General features: G+C 63.5%; 18 protein-coding genes and 1 pseudogene. 7 read left to right on the forward strand and 12 right to left on the reverse strand.

Features of this window, described 5'->3' with window-relative positions:
• Positions 1 to 151: 151 nt before the first annotated feature.
• Positions 152 to 613, forward strand: coding sequence for an OsmC family protein (locus ACPPVP_RS34880; protein WP_426528089.1), 462 nt, complete (start codon positions 152 to 154; stop codon positions 611 to 613).
• 124 nt (positions 614 to 737) lie between these two features.
• On the opposite strand, the gene ACPPVP_RS34885 is transcribed toward ACPPVP_RS34880, so the two are convergent.
• Both ACPPVP_RS34885 and ACPPVP_RS34890 read right to left on the reverse strand, forming a co-directional pair.
• Positions 738 to 1526: an ABC transporter permease gene (locus tag ACPPVP_RS34885; RefSeq protein ID WP_426528090.1), complete on the reverse strand. Its 789-nt coding sequence runs from the start codon at positions 1524 to 1526 to the stop codon at positions 738 to 740.
• Entirely contained in the window at positions 1526 to 2353 is an 828-nt protein-coding gene (locus ACPPVP_RS34890; RefSeq protein WP_426528091.1) for an ABC transporter ATP-binding protein, read from the reverse strand. Before ACPPVP_RS34890 ends, ACPPVP_RS34885 begins: the two co-directional genes overlap by 1 nt.
• A gap of 258 nt (positions 2354 to 2611) precedes the next feature.
• Here ACPPVP_RS34890 and ACPPVP_RS34895 point away from each other — a divergent pair, with 258 nt between their 5' ends.
• The 3 genes and pseudogenes from ACPPVP_RS34895 (at position 2612) to ACPPVP_RS34905 (ending at position 5591) form a co-directional block, all read left to right on the forward strand.
• Positions 2612 to 3397, forward strand: a complete 786-nt coding sequence (locus ACPPVP_RS34895) for an ATP-binding cassette domain-containing protein (protein ID WP_426528092.1) — start codon at positions 2612 to 2614, stop codon at positions 3395 to 3397.
• Entirely contained in the window at positions 3394 to 4953 is a 1560-nt protein-coding gene (locus tag ACPPVP_RS34900) for a glycine betaine ABC transporter substrate-binding protein (protein WP_426528093.1), read from the forward strand. Before ACPPVP_RS34895 ends, ACPPVP_RS34900 begins: the two co-directional genes overlap by 4 nt.
• 117 nt (positions 4954 to 5070) lie before the next feature.
• A pseudogene (locus tag ACPPVP_RS34905) lies at positions 5071 to 5591 on the forward strand (REP-associated tyrosine transposase).
• A 55-nt stretch (positions 5592 to 5646) separates the two neighbouring features.
• Here ACPPVP_RS34905 and ACPPVP_RS34910 read toward each other — a convergent pair.
• From ACPPVP_RS34910 to ACPPVP_RS34920, 3 genes are all read right to left on the reverse strand, one after another.
• Positions 5647 to 7401: a sulfatase-like hydrolase/transferase gene (locus ACPPVP_RS34910; protein WP_426528094.1), complete on the reverse strand. Its 1755-nt coding sequence runs from the start codon at positions 7399 to 7401 to the stop codon at positions 5647 to 5649.
• Between the two features lie 4 nt (positions 7402 to 7405).
• Positions 7406 to 9115, reverse strand: a complete 1710-nt coding sequence (locus tag ACPPVP_RS34915) for a sulfatase-like hydrolase/transferase (protein ID WP_426528095.1) — start codon at positions 9113 to 9115, stop codon at positions 7406 to 7408.
• A 175-nt stretch (positions 9116 to 9290) separates the two neighbouring features.
• The gene (locus ACPPVP_RS34920; RefSeq protein WP_426528096.1) at positions 9291 to 9980 is read right to left on the reverse strand and encodes a TetR/AcrR family transcriptional regulator; all 690 of its coding nucleotides are present in this window, start codon (positions 9978 to 9980) and stop codon (positions 9291 to 9293) included.
• A gap of 236 nt (positions 9981 to 10216) precedes the next feature.
• Between ACPPVP_RS34920 and ACPPVP_RS34925 the strand changes: the two genes are divergently transcribed.
• Positions 10217 to 10831 carry a hypothetical protein gene (locus tag ACPPVP_RS34925; RefSeq protein ID WP_426528097.1) on the forward strand — a complete coding sequence of 205 codons (615 nt, stop codon included), beginning with the start codon at positions 10217 to 10219 and terminating at the stop codon, positions 10829 to 10831.
• A 1-nt stretch (position 10832) separates the two neighbouring features.
• Here ACPPVP_RS34925 and ACPPVP_RS34930 read toward each other — a convergent pair whose 3' ends face one another.
• From ACPPVP_RS34930 to ACPPVP_RS34940, 3 genes are read right to left on the reverse strand one after another with little or no spacing between them, the layout of a single operon-like run.
• Entirely contained in the window at positions 10833 to 11075 is a 243-nt protein-coding gene (locus tag ACPPVP_RS34930; protein ID WP_426528098.1) for a hypothetical protein, read from the reverse strand.
• Positions 11072 to 11440, reverse strand: coding sequence for a lysozyme inhibitor LprI family protein (locus ACPPVP_RS34935; RefSeq protein WP_426528099.1), 369 nt, complete (start codon positions 11438 to 11440; stop codon positions 11072 to 11074). Before ACPPVP_RS34935 ends, ACPPVP_RS34930 begins: the two co-directional genes overlap by 4 nt.
• A 5-nt stretch (positions 11441 to 11445) precedes the next feature.
• Complete coding sequence (locus tag ACPPVP_RS34940; protein ID WP_426528100.1) at positions 11446 to 12297, reverse strand: SDR family oxidoreductase; 852 nt, start codon at positions 12295 to 12297, stop codon at positions 11446 to 11448.
• Positions 12298 to 12749: 452 nt separating this feature from the next.
• Here ACPPVP_RS34940 and ACPPVP_RS34945 point away from each other — a divergent pair, with 452 nt between their 5' ends.
• Positions 12750 to 13835, forward strand: coding sequence for a DUF2336 domain-containing protein (locus ACPPVP_RS34945; RefSeq protein WP_426528101.1), 1086 nt, complete (start codon positions 12750 to 12752; stop codon positions 13833 to 13835).
• A gap of 91 nt (positions 13836 to 13926) precedes the next feature.
• Here ACPPVP_RS34945 and ACPPVP_RS34950 read toward each other — a convergent pair whose 3' ends face one another.
• On the reverse strand, positions 13927 to 14763 hold the full coding sequence (locus ACPPVP_RS34950; protein ID WP_426528102.1) for a LysR family transcriptional regulator: 837 nt from the start codon (positions 14761 to 14763) through the stop codon (positions 13927 to 13929).
• Between the two features lie 99 nt (positions 14764 to 14862).
• Between ACPPVP_RS34950 and ACPPVP_RS34955 the strand changes: the two genes are divergently transcribed.
• The gene (locus ACPPVP_RS34955) at positions 14863 to 15294 is read left to right on the forward strand and encodes a PaaI family thioesterase (protein WP_426528103.1); all 432 of its coding nucleotides are present in this window, start codon (positions 14863 to 14865) and stop codon (positions 15292 to 15294) included.
• Positions 15295 to 15777: 483 nt separating this feature from the next.
• Here ACPPVP_RS34955 and ilvC read toward each other — a convergent pair whose 3' ends face one another.
• The 3 genes from ilvC to ACPPVP_RS34970 form a co-directional block, all read right to left on the reverse strand.
• Positions 15778 to 16797, reverse strand: coding sequence for a ketol-acid reductoisomerase (ilvC, locus tag ACPPVP_RS34960; protein WP_192737974.1), 1020 nt, complete (start codon positions 16795 to 16797; stop codon positions 15778 to 15780).
• A gap of 147 nt (positions 16798 to 16944) precedes the next feature.
• Positions 16945 to 17547, reverse strand: coding sequence for a LysE family translocator (locus ACPPVP_RS34965; RefSeq protein WP_426528104.1), 603 nt, complete (start codon positions 17545 to 17547; stop codon positions 16945 to 16947).
• A 6-nt stretch (positions 17548 to 17553) separates the two neighbouring features.
• Complete coding sequence (locus tag ACPPVP_RS34970; protein WP_426528105.1) at positions 17554 to 18156, reverse strand: LysE family translocator; 603 nt, start codon at positions 18154 to 18156, stop codon at positions 17554 to 17556.
• Between the last annotated feature and the right edge of the window lie 5 nt (positions 18157 to 18161).

Raw genomic sequence — 18161 nt, forward strand, 5'->3', positions numbered from 1 at the left:
GTGGATTGCTTCGTCGCTGCGCTCCTCGCAATGACGGCTGAAGCCGTAGGGTGGGCAAAGGAGCATCGCGCCGTGCCCACCATCCATCCGTATCGCATTCTAATGGTGGGCACGCTTCGCTTTGCCCACCCTACGTTCTGTGGAGGATCACGTGGCAACCGAGAAAAGATACAAATCCTTTCACTACAGCAACAACCTGGTCTGGGACGCCGCTCGCCGCGGCCGAACATCGGCACCCGGCAAACCCGACATCGAGATCGGCAGTCCTCCGGAATTCAAGGGAGAGGCAGGCGTCTGGGCCCCCGAAGAAATGTTGGTCGCCGCGCTGAATGCCTGCATGATGCTGACGTTCGTCGCGTTCGCACAAGGCAAGAAGCTGGCGTTTATAGCCTATGAAAGCGCCGCGGAAGGTTTGCTGGAAAATGTGGACGGCAAATATCGGATCGTTGAAGTCAGCGTTCAGCCAATTGTAGTCCTGAGCAGCGAGGCCGATATCGCGGCCGCCCGAACGATCATGGCCGACGTGAAAGCAAACTGCTTCATCTCCAACTCGATCACCGCTGATGTGAAACTGGCTCCGCAGTTTAAGCTGGCTTCCGATGTCGCCACCTAGGCGCAAAAGCCGTAGGGTGGGCAAAGGCACGCAGTGCCGTGCCCACCATCCATCCGCATCGCAATCTCGATGGTGGGCACGCTACGCTTTGCCCACCCTACGATTCCTGCGGTGACGGAGAGACCTACCCCCGCCCCTCCGCAGCATTTGGCCGCCAGACCAACAGCCGACGTTCCACCAGCGTCACGCCCATGTCGATCAGGATGACAAAAGCCGACAGCACGAACATGCCGGCGAACACGGCGGCGACGTCGAACACGCCTTCGGCCTGCTGGATCAGATAGCCGAGCCCGGCCGCCGATCCCAGATATTCGCCGACGACGGCGCCGACCACGGCAAAGCCGACCGAGGTGTGCAGCGAGGAAAACATCCACGACAGCGCCGACGGCCAGTACACATGCCGCGTCAGCTGCCGCTGGTTCATGCCGAGCATGCGGCCGTTGTCCAGCACGGTCTGGCTGACTTCCTTGACACCCTGATAGACGTTGAAGAACACGATGAAGAACACCAGCGTCACGCCGAGCGCGACCTTGGACCAGATGCCGAGGCCCAGCCACAGCGCGAAGATCGGCGCCAGCACCACGCGTGGCAACGCGTTGATCATCTTGACGTAGGGATCGAACACCGCGGCGACGAGGGGCTTGCGCGCGAACCAGAACCCGACCAGCACGCCGCCGATCGAGCCGATCACGAAAGCCAGCATCGACTCCAACAGCGTAATCATCAAGTGCTTCCAGATCACGCCTGAGGAGAACCATTTGACGATCTGGCTGCCGACATCGACCGGGTTGGAGAAGAAGAACGGCGGCAGCACCATGCGGCCGAACACCGGCACGGTGGCGAGGAACTGCCACAGCGAGAGTGCCACTACCGCCACCATCAATTGCCAGAACAGCAGTGTCAGGCGCGACATCAGACTGCCTCCGCACTTAGCGTCGACTGCGCATAACCCTTCATCACTTCGTCCTTCAGCACGCTCCAGATTTCGCGGTGCAGTTCGTGGAATTGCTTTTCCATCCGCACTTCCGAGATGTCGCGCGGCCGCGGCAGCGTCACCCGCCAGTCGCCGATGATGCGCGCCGAGGGACCTGCCGACATGATCACGACGCGGTCGGCGAGCGCGATCGCCTCTTCGAGATCGTGGGTGACGAACAGCACCGCCTTGCGGTCGGCGTTCCAAAGTTCCAGCAGCAAATTGCCCATGATCTGCCGGGTCTGCGCGTCGAGCGGGCCGAACGGCTCGTCCATTAAGAGGATTTTCGGATCGCGGATCAGCACCTGCGCAAGGCCGACGCGCTTGCGCTGCCCGCCTGAGAGCATGTGGGGATAACGGTTGGCGAACGCACCGAGGCCGACGGACGTGAGCCAGCCCTGCGCCCGCTGCAGCGACTGCTCGCGCGGCGCGCCCTTGATGTCGAGGCCGATGGCGACGTTGTCGATCGCGGTCTTCCAGGGAAACAGCGCATCGGCCTGGAACAGATAGCCGGCATCCCGGTTCAGGCCGGTCAGCGGCTGACCAAAAATCTTCACCGATCCAGCCGCGGGCTTCAGGAGGCCGGCCGCCACGTTGAGCAGCGTCGATTTCCCGCATCCGGTCGGGCCGACAATGGCGACGAACTCGCCATGGGCGACGGACAGATTAGCCCGCTCCACGGCTGTGTAGACCCGATCCCCGGCCACGCGAAACGCCACCGTCGCGTCGTCAAGGGCGACCGCCACGGGCTCTGCGGTATCCGCCATGTTTTCTCCCCAAGATTTGGATGGATGCCTTAGCGGTTACCAAGGATAAGTTCAACGCGGCGTCGTGACATGGTAGGTGATCTCTCACCCTCCCCTGGAGGGGGAGGGTCGGCTCGCATGAGCGTAGCGAAATGCGAGACGGGGTGGGGTGATCTCTCAACTCGGGCACTGTTAGACGTGGAGAGACCGTCACCCCACCCCGCCGCTTCGCGTCGACCCTCCCCCTCCAGGGGAGGGTGAACAAAAGTTCGAGATCGCATGACCGCTCCCCTGATCGCCTATACGAATGTCGGCAAGACCTTTGACGGCGGCCGCGTGAGGGCCGTCGACGACGTCTCGCTCGACGTTGCCGAGGGCGAATTCCTCGCCATCGTCGGTGGCTCCGGCTCGGGCAAGACCACGCTGTTGCGGCTCGCCAACCGGCTGATCGAGGCGGACTCCGGCTCGATCACGGTCGAGGGCAAGGACGTTCAAAATGTCGATCCGATCCTGCTGCGGCGGCGGATCGGCTATGTGTTCCAGAGCGGCGGGCTGTTTCCGCATCTGACCGTCGCCGGCAATATCGGCATTACGCCGAAGCTTCTGGGCACCCCGCCCGCCGAGATTGCCGCGCGGGTGGATGAACTGCTCGACCTGGTGCGGCTCGACCGCGCGCAATACCGCGACCGGCTGCCGCATGAACTTTCGGGCGGCCAACGCCAGCGCGTCGGCGTCGCACGCGCGCTGGCCGCAAAGCCACGCATCGTGCTGATGGACGAGCCGTTCGGCGCGCTCGATCCGCTCACCCGCGACGCGCTCGGCGACGATTTTCGCGAGCTGCATCGCACGCTCGGCCTGACCACGGTCATGATCACCCATGACATGACGGAAGCCATCCTGCTCGCCGACCGAATCGCGGTGATGGGCGGCGGAAAACTGCTGGCGCAGGGCACGCCATCAAAACTTTCCGAAAGCCGCGACGCTTACGTCGGCGAACTGCTGCGCACGCCACGGCGGCAGGCCGAGCGGCTTGGCGCCCTGCTGCCTCGCGAGGGTGCGGCATGAGCCTCTTCACAGATCCGCGTTGGAGCGAGGCGCTCGGCCACCTGCCCGATTACCTCGGCAACCATGTTCGCGTCAGCGTCACCGCGCTGGCGCTCGGACTTCTCATCAGCCTGCCGCTCGCCATTCTTTCGCGCCATCGGCCGGTGCTGCGCGGCGCGCTGCTCGGGCTCGCCAGCATCGTGCAGACCGTGCCGGGACTGGCGCTGCTGGCGCTGTTCTATCCGCTGCTGCTGGCGCTGGCGGCGCTGTCGCTGTCGTGGTTCGGCTTCGGCTTTTCCGCGTTCGGATTTTTGCCGGCCGTGCTGGCGCTGGCGCTCTATTCGATGCTGCCGGTGCTGCGCAACACCATCACCGGCCTGCAAGGCGTCGAGCCCGCGATCCTGGAAGCGGCGCAGGGCGTCGGCATGACGCCGCGGCAATCGCTGTTCACGGTGGAATTGCCCTTAGCGCTGCCTGTCATGATGGCGGGCATCCGCACCGCGGCGGTCTGGGTGATCGGCACCGCGACGCTGTCGACGCCGATCGGCCAGACCAGCCTCGGTAATTACATCTTTGCGGGACTGCAGACCCAGAACTGGGTGTTCGTGCTGTTCGGCTGCCTCGCCGCCGCGGTGCTGGCGCTGGCGGTCGATCAATTGCTGGCGCTGATCGAAAGCGGCCTGCGTAACCGCAGCCGTTTTCGCCCGACGCTGGGTGGCGTCGGCATCGCGGCGCTTGTCGCGGCCACGCTGGTGCCCACCATGATGCGCGGGCACACCAACTACATCGTCGGCGCTAAAACCTTCACCGAACAATATGTGCTGTCGGCATTGATGGCGCAGCGGCTGAAGGCCGCAGGGCTTCCTGCGACGACGCGCGAAGGCCTCGGCTCCAACGTGATCTTCGAGGCGCTGGCGAGCAATGATATCGACGTCTATGTCGACTATTCCGGCACGCTGTGGGCCAACCAGTTCCAGCGCAACGACATCAGGCCGCGCCAGCAGCTGCTGGCCGAACTGAAGACGATGCTGGCCAAGCAGAACATCACGCTGTTGGGCGAACTCGGCTTCGAGAACGCCTATGCGCTGGTGATGCCGCGCAAGCGCGCCGAGCAGCTCGGCATCCGCACCATCGCCGACCTCGCCTCGCGCGCGGCCAACATGTCGATCGCCGGCGACTACGAATTCTTCTCACGTCCCGAATGGACCGCGCTGCGCAAGGCCTACGGGTTGTCGTTTCGCGGACAGCGGCAGATGCAGCCGGACTTCATGTATGCGGCGGTCGCCTCCGGCGAAGTCGACGTCATCGCCGGCTACACCAGCGACGGGTTGATCGCGAAATACGACCTGGTTGTTCTGAACGACGTCAGGCGCGCCATCCCGCCTTACGACGCCATAGTGCTGCTGGCGCCGAAGCGTGCCAATGACGAAGCGTTGCGCAAGGCGCTGGCGCCACTGCTCGGAAAGATCGACATCGCCACCATGCGCGAGGCCAATCTCCGCGCCGCCGGCAATGACGCCACGAGCTCGCCGGACGCGGTGGCGCAGTGGCTGTGGGAGAAGGTGGGGAAGAAGTAGGCCTCTGTCGTTTGTCGCGGCCCTATCCCCGTCATTGCGAGAAAGCTTCGTAGGGTGGGCAAAGCGAAGCGTGCCCACCATCTTTGAAATCGCATCTGCGCTGCGATACAATGCATCATGCCTCGTTACGTCCGTGCCAAAGGCAGCGTTTTCTTTTTCACCGTCGTCCTTGCACAGCGGCCGAACAGCCTGTTGATCGAAGAAGTCGATCGTCTGAGGCGCATCTATCAAACCGTCCAACGACGGCATCCTTTCGAGACCGTGGCAATCTGTGTCCTGCCCGATCACATTCACGCGCTTTGGGCGTTGCGGACGACGACACAGACTTTTCCACGCGGTGGAGCCTGATCAAGAGCGGATTTTCGCGTGGCCTCGATGCACAAGCCAGATCAACGAGCAAGGTCGCCAAACGAGAGAAAGGTATCTGGCAACGCCGGTACTGGGAACACGCAATTCCAAACGACGAGGATTTCGAGCGACACATCGACTACATTCACTTCAACCCGGTGAAACACGGCCACGTAAAGCGCGTAGCCGACTGGCCTCACAGCAGCTTCCACCGCTTCGTTGAGCAAGGAATGCTCGCTCCGGATTGGGGTGGCGATTTGCGCGATATTCAAGGGTCGTTCGGCGAATAGATGGTGGGCACGCTTCGCTTTGCCCACCCTACGAAGTTTGCAATGACGTAAAGGGCTAAAGCCCCTTGATCATTCCGGCATCGATCAAGAACCGGTTGAACCGGCGTGCCTCCGCGCCTTTTTTGCAGGCGTAGAACGTGCCCTTGCAGCGGAGCATGATGCTCTTCTGCTCGGCAAACGAAGGATCGAGCGGGAGGCCGGCGGCTTCCTGCAGCACGAGGGGGAGATAGGCCGCGTCGAGGGTTTCGAGCGCCGACGACAAATTGCGTGGCTGGTAGTTGATGCCGTCGATGGCATAGTAGGTGGAATAATAGCGCGGGTCGGCGGCGATCAGGTGTTTCGCCAGCCTCGCCTGATCGATGCCGGGCTCGATCAGCTTTTGCGAGATCGCCGGCTGGTGATCGCCAAAACGCAGCACAAGGAACGACTCGTCCGGATAGTCGCGCTTCAGCCGCTCGGTGAATTCGCGATAGTCGTTAGCCGTCATGGCCTGGCGGCGGATGTACTCGTCGACCTCGGCGGTGTTGCCCGGCGGCGTCCAGCCCGCAGGCGTCAGGTCGGGCCGGTAGACGTTCCACCACGGAAAATGATTGGCCGTGAGGTAGACGAACATGAAGACCGGCGATTGCTGCGGCTGCTCGCGCGCCAGCACCTTCAATGCCTGATCGAAATAGAACTTGTCCGGCTGCATGTCCTCATTCACGCCCATCCCGGCCATGTCGATGAACTGGTCGACGCCGGTGCCCTTCTGGAAGGCGCGCGCGCTCAGGAAATCGCCATAGGTCGGATAGAGCGAGACGGTCTTGTAGCCGCAGCGCTGCAGCGCATGCGGCAGTCCGCGCGTCACGCGGCCGGCGGTGATGCGGGTGATGTAGAATTTCAGATCGCCGAACGAGCGCGCCGACAGGCCGGTCAGCACGTTGAATTCGGTGTACCACGTCGGACCGCCGGTCGATTCCGCAATCATGGTCCGCTGCTTGCCGTCGCTCGACTTGAAATAATCGGTGTATCCGGCCGGCACCTTGATATCGGGCGCAGAGGTGACATCGAAGCTCGACTCGTCGAGCAGCATGATGATGTGCGGGCGCTTGGCCGTGGCGTCACAGACCTCGCCTGATGGCAGCCCGGGCAGGCCGGCGGCGTGAGCGTCCCGCGCGAGGCTGAGCGGGCCGTTCGCCGGTGGATCGGCCTCAATCCATCCTGTCGAAGCCAGCCGCGACACCGCCACCACGCCCGAGCGGGCCAGATTGGAAACATGATTGACGCCCTGGAACGGCTCCCATGCCTGCTCGGGGGAAGCGACCGACATCGCCGCGATCAGCACTGTCGTCGCCGCCACTCCCAACAATGCAACGCGGCGGCGCACGCGAAACGGATCGAAGCGCCAAAGCGCCCACAGCAGCGGAACCGCGACCAGCCCCGCCATCAGCAACTGCATTTGCAGCTGAGGGAACACCGAGAGCAGGAACGAAAACGTATCGCGGTCGATGATCAGGAAGTCGAGGAACGTCAGCGTCAGCTGCAGAATGCCGAACTTGAAGTGCGACAGCGTGATCAGGATCGCGATCAGAGCCAGCGAAAGCGCGGCGCAGACACCGGGCCGCTGCAGCACGACCAGCAGGAAGCAGTTCACGAAGATCCACGCCAGCACGGACAGCGTGATCGCAAACGGCCCGTATTCGGTGGTCAGGAGAACCGCGAGCCCCGCCAGGTGCACGGCAACGGTCAAGCCGGCCAGCGCAAAGAACCGGACGCCGCGCGATTCCGCGACGAGGCTTTCGCCGATTCCGGGTCCCGCGACGGCTGACATATCCTCAAAGCCCCTTGATGAAACCTGCCTCGATCAATAACCGGTTGAACCTGCGCGCCTCGGCGCCGTCCTTGCAGGCGTAGAATACACCCTTGCAACGGAGCATGATGTTCTTCTGTTCCTCGAACGACGGGTCGAGCGGAATGCCGGCGGCTTCCTGGATCACCAGCGGCAGATAGGGCGCATCGATCCTGTCCATGACGGCAGAACTCTTGACCGGCTCGAAATTGATGGCGTCGATCGCGTAATAGGTGGTGAAATAGCGCGGATCGTAGGTGTCGAACTTGCGGGCGACCCGGGCTTCATCGAGGCCGGGATCCAGCAGGGTCGACGAGAACTCCGGCTGATGGTCGCCGTAGCGAACGATCAGGAACGGCTGCGCCGGGAATTTCTTTTTCAGGCTGGCGATGAAACCCGCATAGTCGCCGGCGCTCATGGTCTGGCGGCGCAGATATTCGTCGACCACCGGCGCGTTGCCGGGCTTGCGCCAGGACGGCAGCAGGTCGGGGCGGAATTTGGTTTCCCAGGGGAAATGGTTGGCGGCGAGATAGACGAAGGTGAACAGCGGCGTATTCGCCGGCTGCTCGGCAATCAGCTTGACGGCCTTGTCGTAGAAGAAGCCGTCCGGCTCGATGCCCTTCGCGCCGAGATCGCGCGCATCGTAGAAATGCTGGATGCCCGTCGAGGTCTGGAAGCCGCGCGCGCCCATGAAGGCGCCGTAGGCCGGATAGAGCGAGAGGGTGTTGTAGCCGCAACGGCGCAGCGCCAGCGGCAGTCCGCGCTCGACCCGCCGCGAGGCGATGCGGGTGACGAAATAGGAGAAGCGGCCGAACGAGCGCGACGACAGGCCGGCCAGCACATTGTACTCAGCCATCCAGCTGGCGCCGCCGCTGCTTTCGGCCATGAACTTGCGCTCGCGGCCGTCAAACGACTTGAAGTGGCCGCCATAGTCCGCCGGCACCTTGACGCCACTGGCCTGACGGATGTCGAAGCTCGACTCGTCATGGATCATGATGATGTGCGGGCGGCGGCCGGCGACATGACAGGAATCGACCAGCGGCATCTTCAGCCGCTCGGCGGTCACCGCTTCCGATTCCATGAAACCGTAATTGGCGAAGTCGGAAACGGCCGTTACGCCCGAACGGGCGAATTTGGAGAGATAGCCGTCGTCGTAATAGCCGCGCCAGGCTTCGTCCGGCCATGTCGTGGCCTGCCCGGTCAGCGCGGCAAGGCAGGCCAGCAGGCCGGCGGCCGCCGGCAGGCGGCGGATGCGGAACGGATCGAGCCACCACAGCGCGTACATCAGCGGCAGGATGACGATCGCGGCGCCGACCACGTTCCAGCGCAAGTTCGGAAAGATGGTGAACAGATAGGCCGCGGTGTCGCGGTCGATCACCATCAGGTCGACGAAGTTCGCGGTCATCTGGACGACGTCGTGCTTGAGCCGCGACAGCAGAACCAGCAGCACCACCAGCGTCAGCGACAGCGCGCCCGACAGCGCCGGGCGCCGCAGCAGCGCGATAAAGGAGAAGTTCAGGATGCCCCAGGCCAGCCCAAAACCCATGCGGCCACCGAAATCGGCTTCGGTCTGCAGCATGATCGCCAGCGCGGCCATGTGCGGTGCAGCAACGGCCGAAAGCCGCCAGAAGCCGATGGCGGCAAGGCCGGCAACTAGGGTAGCGGCGGAGGGCCCTGGATTTGGCGCGGGCGCCATATGGGAAAACGCAACATGACCCGGCGCAATACAAAGCCTTGGCTGGCGACGGACCAGGAGACGCACGACCAGCCGGAACCTGCATCGTGTCGTAAAAACGTAGTGTAATCGTCATGAACGCGCAATGAATTTGCCCCGCAGGGTAAATGCGGGGCCAATGTTATTCCGGGACGCGTCACGCCCGCCTGGCGATCCCTTCGATGAAGAGATCGAGGATGGCCTCGGCGGTCTGCTCGGCCTCGGCGGCGTCCACGCCCCACCGCGGAAAATGGCCGTCGATGTTCATCCGGGCAAAGCCATAGACCAGCGCCCGCCCGGCAATCTGGACCTGCTTGAGGTCCGCTGGCCGCAGCTGACCCGCCGCAAAGGCTTCCGCAAGTGTCCGCTCGGTCAGCTCGATCAGTTCGGCATTGTCGCGGCTGACAGCGGCCGCCCGGTCGTGATCGAAGAACCAGCGGCTGGAAATGATCTCGAAATGGGTCGGATTGCGCATCGCCCAGCGCAGGTAAGCGAGCCCGAGGCAGCGAAAGCGGCCGAGCGGATCGCCGGCCGGCGCCCCGGCCAGCCCGGCCTCGATCTCGGCCCGGAAGCGCCGCTGCGCCTCCTCCGCCACCGCCTGCATCAGGGCGTCACGGCTCGGAAAATGCCGGAACGGCGCCCCCGGCGACACGCCGGCGCGGCGGGCGGCTTCGCGGACGCTGACCGCCTCCGCCCCGCCCTCGCTGACCAATTGCAGCGCGGCGTCAATCAGGACCCGTCGGAGATCGCCGTGGTGGTAGGGCTTTGGCACGGGCGTCCGGGAGGCACGCCGGCGCGGCTTGGCGGCGGAGGATTTCGTGGCGGACGATCTGGCGGCTGGGCGCATGCCCTCTCCTACCATCACCGCCTTGTGAATGTAAGCACCGATTACACGGATTGACCGTTGAGGTAACCCGCATGTAACCAGTGATTACATAACCATCCACGTTATTGCGAGCGAAGCGAAGCAATCCATCTCACCGCGCGACGAAAGAATGGATTGCTTCGCGGAGCCTGTCATCGGGCGGGCATTCGCCCGACCCGTTGGCTCGCAATGACGGCGCAAACCATGGGGAGCCAAACATGCCGGCACGTCAAAACTGGTTCGATGGCTGGCGGCTGTTCGCGCTGCTCTCGCTGACCCTGCTGGCTTTGAGCATCTGGATCGCCGGCATGCGGGGTTTTGAGGTCGACGGCGTGCGCATGGTGATCCGCTTCACCGCGCGGACCTCGCTGGTGTTGTTCTGCCTCGCCTTCGCAGGCACCGCGCTGGCGCTGATATGGCCCAACGCGTGGACGCGATGGCTGCGCCGCAACCGTCGCTATCTCGGCGTCAGCTTTGCGGCCTCGCACGCCATCCACGCGGTTGCCATCTTAGCCTTCGCCGTGATGGATCCGGCAGGCTACGCGACGGCGACCTCGATCGCGTCCTATATCTTCGGCGGCATCGGCTACGCCTTCATAACAGCGATGACCGCCACCTCGTTCGACCGCACGGCAGCCGCGATCGGCGCGCGCGCCTGGCGCCGGCTGCATCTTATCGGCGGCTATTACCTGCTGTTCCAGTTCATGGTGTCGTTCGGCAAGCGGATTCCCGACATGCCGCTCTACGCGCTGTTCCTGATCCCGCTGGTAGCGGTGTTCGCGCTGCGCATGATCGCGATGGCGCCGCGGCCACAAGCGGCACGCGCGGGATGATCTACGCGTCCTCAAGCAGGTGATATTTCCGCCCCAACCGGCGATGCACCGTGATGACGGCGCGGTCGACGTCGCTGATCAGGCTGTCGCCGAGAACGACGTTGGGGATTTCCCAGTTGCGGCCCTCGCGAATGTTGGGAAGCCCGCGCACCGTGGGCACGGACGCCGTTTCGCATCCCGGCTGGCTGCGTAGCGCGTCGTCGGCGATCTGCGTCAGCTCCGCTTTGTTCTTTCCCGCCGTCACTGGTGGCCGAGGCCTTCGAACTCCTTGGCGCGCGCCTCCGTCATGCTGCGCATGCATTCGCCGGCATCGAGCCGCGCGATGGTGCCCTCGCCGAGGCCGTAATAGAGGCAATTGGCGTCGCGGTACTGGACCCACAGCCGTTGCGCCACGCGCAACTGATCGCGCTGCGCGGGCTGAGCATCCTGCACCGCCTTCTGGTAGGCGATGTTCAACCGCTTGTCCCATTGCGCGGTCTTGGCCTTGAGGCATTCCACCATCTGGAACGTGTTGCCGTCGCAGGATTGTTCGGGCTCGCCCTGATCGCCGGCATGGGCGGCCGAGACCAGCGCAAGGACGGCGGCCAGGCGGATCGCAAATCGCAGCATCATGCTCATCCCTGCCGCGTCAGCCCGAGTCGTTTGGCGATCATTTTGTCGAGGGTGCGCTTGGGCAATACCGCCGCCATCCACCGCTGCATCGGATCCGGCACGATCGTGTAGCGCACCTTCGGGTTCGGCAGCGTCAATGCCCCGAACACCTTTTCGGCAATCGTCTCGGCCGGCAAGCCGGTTGCGCCAAGGCCCAGCATGAAGGCGCGAATTTTCTCCAGCGCCGGAAGATACGGCGAGTTCTTGTAGGCGGAGATGTCGACCTCCTGGGCCTTGCTCCAGATCGGCGTCTTCACCGCGCCCGGCGCAATGATGATGACGTCGATCCCGAACAGCATGAGTTCGCGGCGCAGGCTCTCCGACAGTCCCTCGATCGCGTGCTTGGAGGCGGAATAGGCCGAGGTCATCGGATTGCCGTTCTTGCCGGCGACCGAAGAGATCATCACGATCCGTCCCTTCGGTCCCTTCAGAGCCGGATCGGAGCCGAGCAGTGGCCCGAAAGCCTGGGTCGCAATAACAGGCCCGATGAAATTGACCTCCATCTGGCGGCGGAATTCGTCGGCGGCGAGTTCGAACACGGGACCTGAGACCGCAATGCCGGCATTGTTGACGAGACCGGCGAGCGTTTCGCCATTGAGGGCGCCCCGGACCTCGCGCGCGGCGGCCAGCACGGCGGCCTCATCGGTGACGTCGAAGATCAGCGGCGTGAAGTTTGCCCCGAACTCGCTCTTGAGGCGGTCGGCGTCGGCCTGCTTGCGCACGCTGCCGAATACACGAAAACCGCGGTCCAGCAACATCCTGGCGCTGGCCCAGCCGATGCCGGTGGACGCCCCCGTGATGACAACAGATCTCATGAGCTTAAGCCCTTGTAAGAGGTTTAATGAACTTCGTCGTGAAGGAATGCTTAAGCATCGGCTTCGCGAGCTTCCGCCGCGGGTGCGGCCAGCCTTGACGGCGTCTTGTTCGGTAAGTTGCTATTCGATTTTTTCCGGGAACGGTTTGGAGAGGATAGCAGCCGGGCTGGACGACCGGAAGCGTGCCGCAGCTCAGATCCGGCGCGAGATCGGCGATTTATCGCGCGAAATCGCGGCGTTCGGCCCTGATCGCGTTGGTAAACAATTCGAAACGCGGCGTTTGCAATGCGCGGTCTGCCGGAGGCCGAAGCGCTTGCCGCGACCCCGCCAACGGCCTGCCCGCTTCAGATGCAGTCGGTCTGTATCTCTACCGGTTCCGGCCTTTAACGCGGCGTAAGGCTCGGCTTGTCATTGTGCACGCCAACCCTTCAACAACCAACAGGCTGCCCACAATGGTGCAACAGCCGGCGCACTCGATCATCGCCGAACTCGAAGATGCCGTCAGAGGTGGTTCATCTGCCAAGCGGGTGGAAACCCTGCGGCAGGTCACCGATCTCTTCCTCAATGACGGGGAACGCCTCAGCGACGACCAGGTCAAGGTCTTCGACGATGTGCTCTGCCTGCTGATCGCGCGCGTCGAAACGCGGGCGAAGGCCGAGCTTTCGAAACGGCTGGCGCCGCTCGACTACGCCCCGTTCGAGGTGATCCAGCATCTGGCCTGGGACGACGAGATCGATGTCGCCGGCAGCGTGCTGGCCAATTCCAGCCGGCTCGGAACCGACGTGCTGGTCGAGATCGCCAGCAAAAAGGGGCAGGATCACCTGCTCGCCATTTCCGGCCGGTCCGACCTGCCCGCCGCCGTCACCGACGTCATCGTCGATCGCGGCGAGGACAAGGTGATCCGCAAGCTCGCCAACAACGCCGGCGCCAAGTTTTCCGACCAGGGCTTTTCCACCATCGTTGCCCGCGCCGGCGCGGATGACGAACTGGTGGAAATCCTCGGCCTGCGCGCCGATTTCCCGGCACAGTTCATGGCCGACCTGTTGCGTCGCGCCAAGGAAGCGGTTCGCGCCCGGCTTTTGGCGATCGCACCGCCGGCGGTCCAGGAAGAGATCAAACGGGTCTTGAACGAGATTGCCCGCGAGGCACCGCCCGCGGGGCGTAGCTTTGGCGTCGCCGAGGAATACGTGAAGCTGATGAAGGGGCTGAAAGAGCTGGACGATGCAGCCGTTTATAATTTCGCCGAGTCGAAAAAGTTCGACGAAGTGACGGTTGCGATCGCGCTTCTCAATGAGATGCCGATCGAAATGATGGCCCGGCTGATGGAAGGCCCCCGCGCCGACCTCCTCCTCATTCCCTGCCGGTCGGCCCGCCTGAACTGGCCGACCGTCGAGTCGATTCTGCGCAACCGGCCAGCCATGCCTTCGGTCAACGAGCAGACCATGCAGATCGCGGAACGCGATTTCCGCAAGCTGTCGATGGAAACGGCCCAGCGCACCGTGCGCTTCTGGCAGTTGCACAACAGGATCGAGAAGTAGCCTGTGCGGCTGAATTGAGCCCGTCGCACCGGGCGGCACCGTCTTTGACGGGTACCGATCCGGTTGCGGCATGGCACGAGATTCGGACCGATCACAGCCCATCCAGCGCGCGATCGAGCCAGCCATCGCCGCCGCCCTTGACCCATTCAAAACCGATCCGCCGGGGCAAATCGACGCCCTCCGGGCGAAGCATCCGCACCTCGGGGTGTTCGAAACTGTCCGGCATCAGACAGAACCCGAGACCGGCCGCCACCATCGCGAGTGCCCGCGCATCGCTGTCGGTCTGCGCGACGACGTGCGGCCGCACCTTCCACGCGTCGAGAATCCGCGATGCCGACTGCAATTGTTCGCAGTGCACCCGCACGATCAGGGGCTGGCCCGCCAATATCTCCGGCGAGACCGGTCCACGGGGAAACGCGCGAGCCGAAACCGCCAGCGCCTGCCGGTCCGCCGCCAGCTCAGACTGCCGATGGCCGCGCGCCGCCGATCCCAAAGCGGTCAGGACGACATCGTAACGGCCGCTGGCAAGCCGCTGCTGCAACTTGGGAAGGGAGGCATCCTCGGTCCGCCAAAGCCGTCCCGGCTCGATCGTCCGCAACCGCGCAACGCATTGCGCCACGAAGGCCGGTGGAATCGTCGGCAGAATTCCAAGCCGCAGCGGCCTGCCCGACGGCTTGCCGCCGGACGCCGCCTTGAGCTGTTCGGCTTTGCGCAAAATCGACCGCGAGGTCTCCAGCACTTCTTCGCCCCGCGGCGTCAGCCGCACGCCGCGGGCATGACGCTCCAGAAGAGCGAACCCCAGCTCGGCCTCGAAGGCGGCGATCGCGGCCGACAGTGTCGGCTGCGTGACGAACGCCCGGCGCGCACCGGCGCTGAAGCTGCCCGCTTCGGCGATGGCCACGAAGTACCTGATCTGCTTGAAGTCCATCCATAGAGAATATCTATGGCTTGATATCGAAGCAATCGGGATTGCCTAAGCCTCTCCCCGGTCCGAGCATGATGCCGGTCAAACAGCCGGGAGGGACCGATGGCGCATGATGCGATCCGCGAACTGGTCGAACGGGTCACCTACGCCCCTGGCTACACCAAGGCCGTCGGCACCAGGGTCGAGAGCGCGGAAGCGGGCTATGTCGTGATGTCTCTCGCCAAGACCGACAATCTCCTGCAGGCGAACGGTTTCTTTCATGGCGGCGTCATCGCCGGACTGGCGGACCATGCCGCCGGCGGGGCAGTGACCACCGCCATGCCTCCCGGCCGGTTCGCGGTGACCGTCAACCTCCAGATCAGCTTCCTCGCCCCGGCGAAAGGAGGGTCGCTGATCGCGCGCGCCCGCGCGCTTCAGGTTGGAAGCACGATCGGCGTGGCGCGTGTCGACGTGGTGTCGGTAGCCGACGGCGCGGAGACGCCGTGCGCCATCGCGACGGTGACGCTTCGCGGTGTCGCCTTCCCGGCCCGATAAGCCCGGCTGATCCAGCAACATGAGATGTCGGAAGCACGGAGACCGAAGCCGTCTCGCTGAACAACGACTGACGATCTCGTTTTGCGAACGACAATGCAGATGAAGCAACCGCGCTTTGATTCGGTAAACGCTCGCCTTTCTGCCGCTAATGCATTTCGTGAATCGCTTCGCAACAAGAATGTGTGTGAAGCGTCAGTTCTTCGTTTCGGTTCGGGCGGCGCACTCGGCGCGGCGCGTTGAAGAATTTGGATGAGCCAATCATTCTTCGAAGAAACGGCGAGACCGCGTTCGCGATCTCGCCGGGATGATGCCGATCAGGATTTAAGATTTGGTATTCCGCCACCGCACCCTATCCTGCGGCGCCAACTTCGTAGGGTGGGCAAAGGCGCTCTTGCGCCGTGCCCACCATCTATCACCGGGTCATTTGAATGGTGGGCACGGCGCAAGCGCGCCTTTGCCCACCCTACGCAGATCAACCCAGCCTCAGTTCTTGGTCTTGTCGACCAGTGCGCCCTTCTTGATCCACGGCATCATGTCGCGGAGCTTGGCGCCGACTTCCTCGATCGGGTGCTCGGCAAGCTTGGCACGGGTGGCCTTGAACGAGGTCTGGTTGACCTTGTTCTCCAGCATCCAGTCGCGGGCGAACTTGCCGCCCTGGATGTCGGCGAGGACGCGCTTCATCTCGGCCTTGGTCTCGGCGGTGACGATGCGCGGGCCGGTAACGTATTCGCCGTACTCGGCGGTGTTGGAGATCGAGTAGTTCATGTTGGCGATGCCGCCTTCATAGATCAGATCGACGATCAGCTTCACCTCATGCAGGCACTCGAAATAGGCCATCTCGGGGGCGTAGCCGGCTTCGACCAGCGTCTCGTAGCCGCCCTTGATCAGCTCGACCAGGCCGCCGCACAGCACCACCTGCTCGCCGAACAGGTCGGTCTCGCACTCTTCCTTGAACGTGGTCTCGATGATGCCGGCGCGGCCGCCGCCGATCGCCGAGGCATAGCTCAGGCCGAGGTCATGGGCGTTGCCGGAGACGTCCTTGGAGATGGCGATCAGGCAGGGCACACCACCGCCGCGCTGGTATTCCGAGCGGACGGTATGGCCGGGGCCCTTCGGCGCGATCATCAGCACGTCGAGGTCAGCGCGCGGATCGAGCAGGTTGAAATGGACGTTGAGGCCGTGGGCGAACACGAGCGCCGCGCCCTTCTTCATGTTGTCGTGCAGGTGCTCGCGGTAGATGTCGCCCTGCAGTTCGTCCGGGGTCAGCATCATGACGAGGTCAGCCCATTTGGCGGCTTCAGCGACTTCCATCACCTTGAAGCCTGCGGCTTCTGCCTTCTTGGCCGAGGCCGAGCCCTTGCGGAGCGCAATGGCGACTTCCTTGACGCCGGAATCCTTCAGGTTCAGCGCATGGGCATGGCCCTGGCTACCGTAGCCGACGATCACGACCTTCTTGCCCTTGATCAGGTTCAGGTCGGCATCACGATCGTAATAAACACGCATGGGTCGTTTCCTTAGTCGGTGGCCAAAATGGGCCGGTTAATCAGGCATTTGGGTGGATAGGACCGCCGGTCGCCCGCGAATTTCCGGCGTTGTCTAGATCATTTTCCGCGTCAAAGGAAACCCGTTTATGCATGGCGCGGTGCGGCATCATGCGTCCATGAAGACCGGATAGAGCGAGGCCAAGAGCAGCACCGCCATGACGATGTTGAAGGCCCGCACCGCCCGCCGGGAGGTCAGGACCGGTCGCAGCGCGGTCCCGAACAGGGCCCAGGCGGTGCAGGACAAGATTCCCAAAAGCAGGCTCAAGCCGACCTGGATCGCGATGTTCCAGGGATAGGCGGCGATCGCCGCATAGGCGGTGATGGTGCCGATCACCATGACCCAGCCCTTGGCGTTGACCCACTGGAACATGGCGGCGCCCCAGAAGGTCATCGGCTTGCGGCTGTTGTCCTGCTCGGCCGAGGGCGGCTCGGAGATCGCAATATGGACGGCGAGGTAAATCAGGTAGGCGACCCCGGCATACTTCAGGATCGTCTGCAGCATCGGATAGGCGATGAAGATGGTCCCAAGCCCAAGGCCGACAGCGCCGATCATAAAGGCGAAGCCAACCGTGATACCCATGATATGCGGGATGGTCGGGCGGAAGCCGTAGGTCAGCCCCGACGATAGCAGCATGATGTTGTTCGGCCCCGGCGTGAAGAACATCACGGTGGCGAACATGATGAAGGCGATCAAAAGCGAATGTGACATGGGGCCTCACGCGTCCATGAAGACTGGATAGAGCGAGGCCAGCAGCAGCAGGGCCATCAGGATGTTGAAGGCCCTGACAGCCCCGGGCGACGTCAGTATCCGACGCAGCGAACTGCCGAAAACCGCCCAGACCAGCGAGGATAACCCGCCCATGACGAACATCAGCGCGGCCTGCATGGCGATGTTCCAGGGAAAGCTGGCAATCGCGGAATAGGCGGTGATGATGCCGATCACCATCACCCAGCCCTTGGCGTTGACCCACTGGAACAGCGCCGCATTCCAGAACGTCATGGGGCCGCGCTGGTTGTCCTGCCCTGGCGCAACGGACGTGGACATCGCGATGCCAAAGGCGAGGTAGATCAGATAGGCGATGCCGGCATATTTCAGAATGGTCTGCAAAACCGGATAGGTGATGAAGATCGTCCCCAGGCCGAGGCCCATGGCCGCCACCATAAATGAAACCCCGATCGCGATGCCCGCGATGTGCGGCAGGGTGCGCCTGAAGCCGTAGGTCAACCCCGACGACAACACCATGACGTTGTTGGGTCCCGGCGTGAACGCCATGACTGCGGCAAAAACAACCAGGGCGACAAAAAGCGGCTGCGACATCAGGG

The sequence above is a fragment of the Bradyrhizobium sp. McL0615 genome, assembly GCF_049993905.1.
Lineage (GTDB): Bacteria > Pseudomonadota > Alphaproteobacteria > Rhizobiales > Xanthobacteraceae > Bradyrhizobium.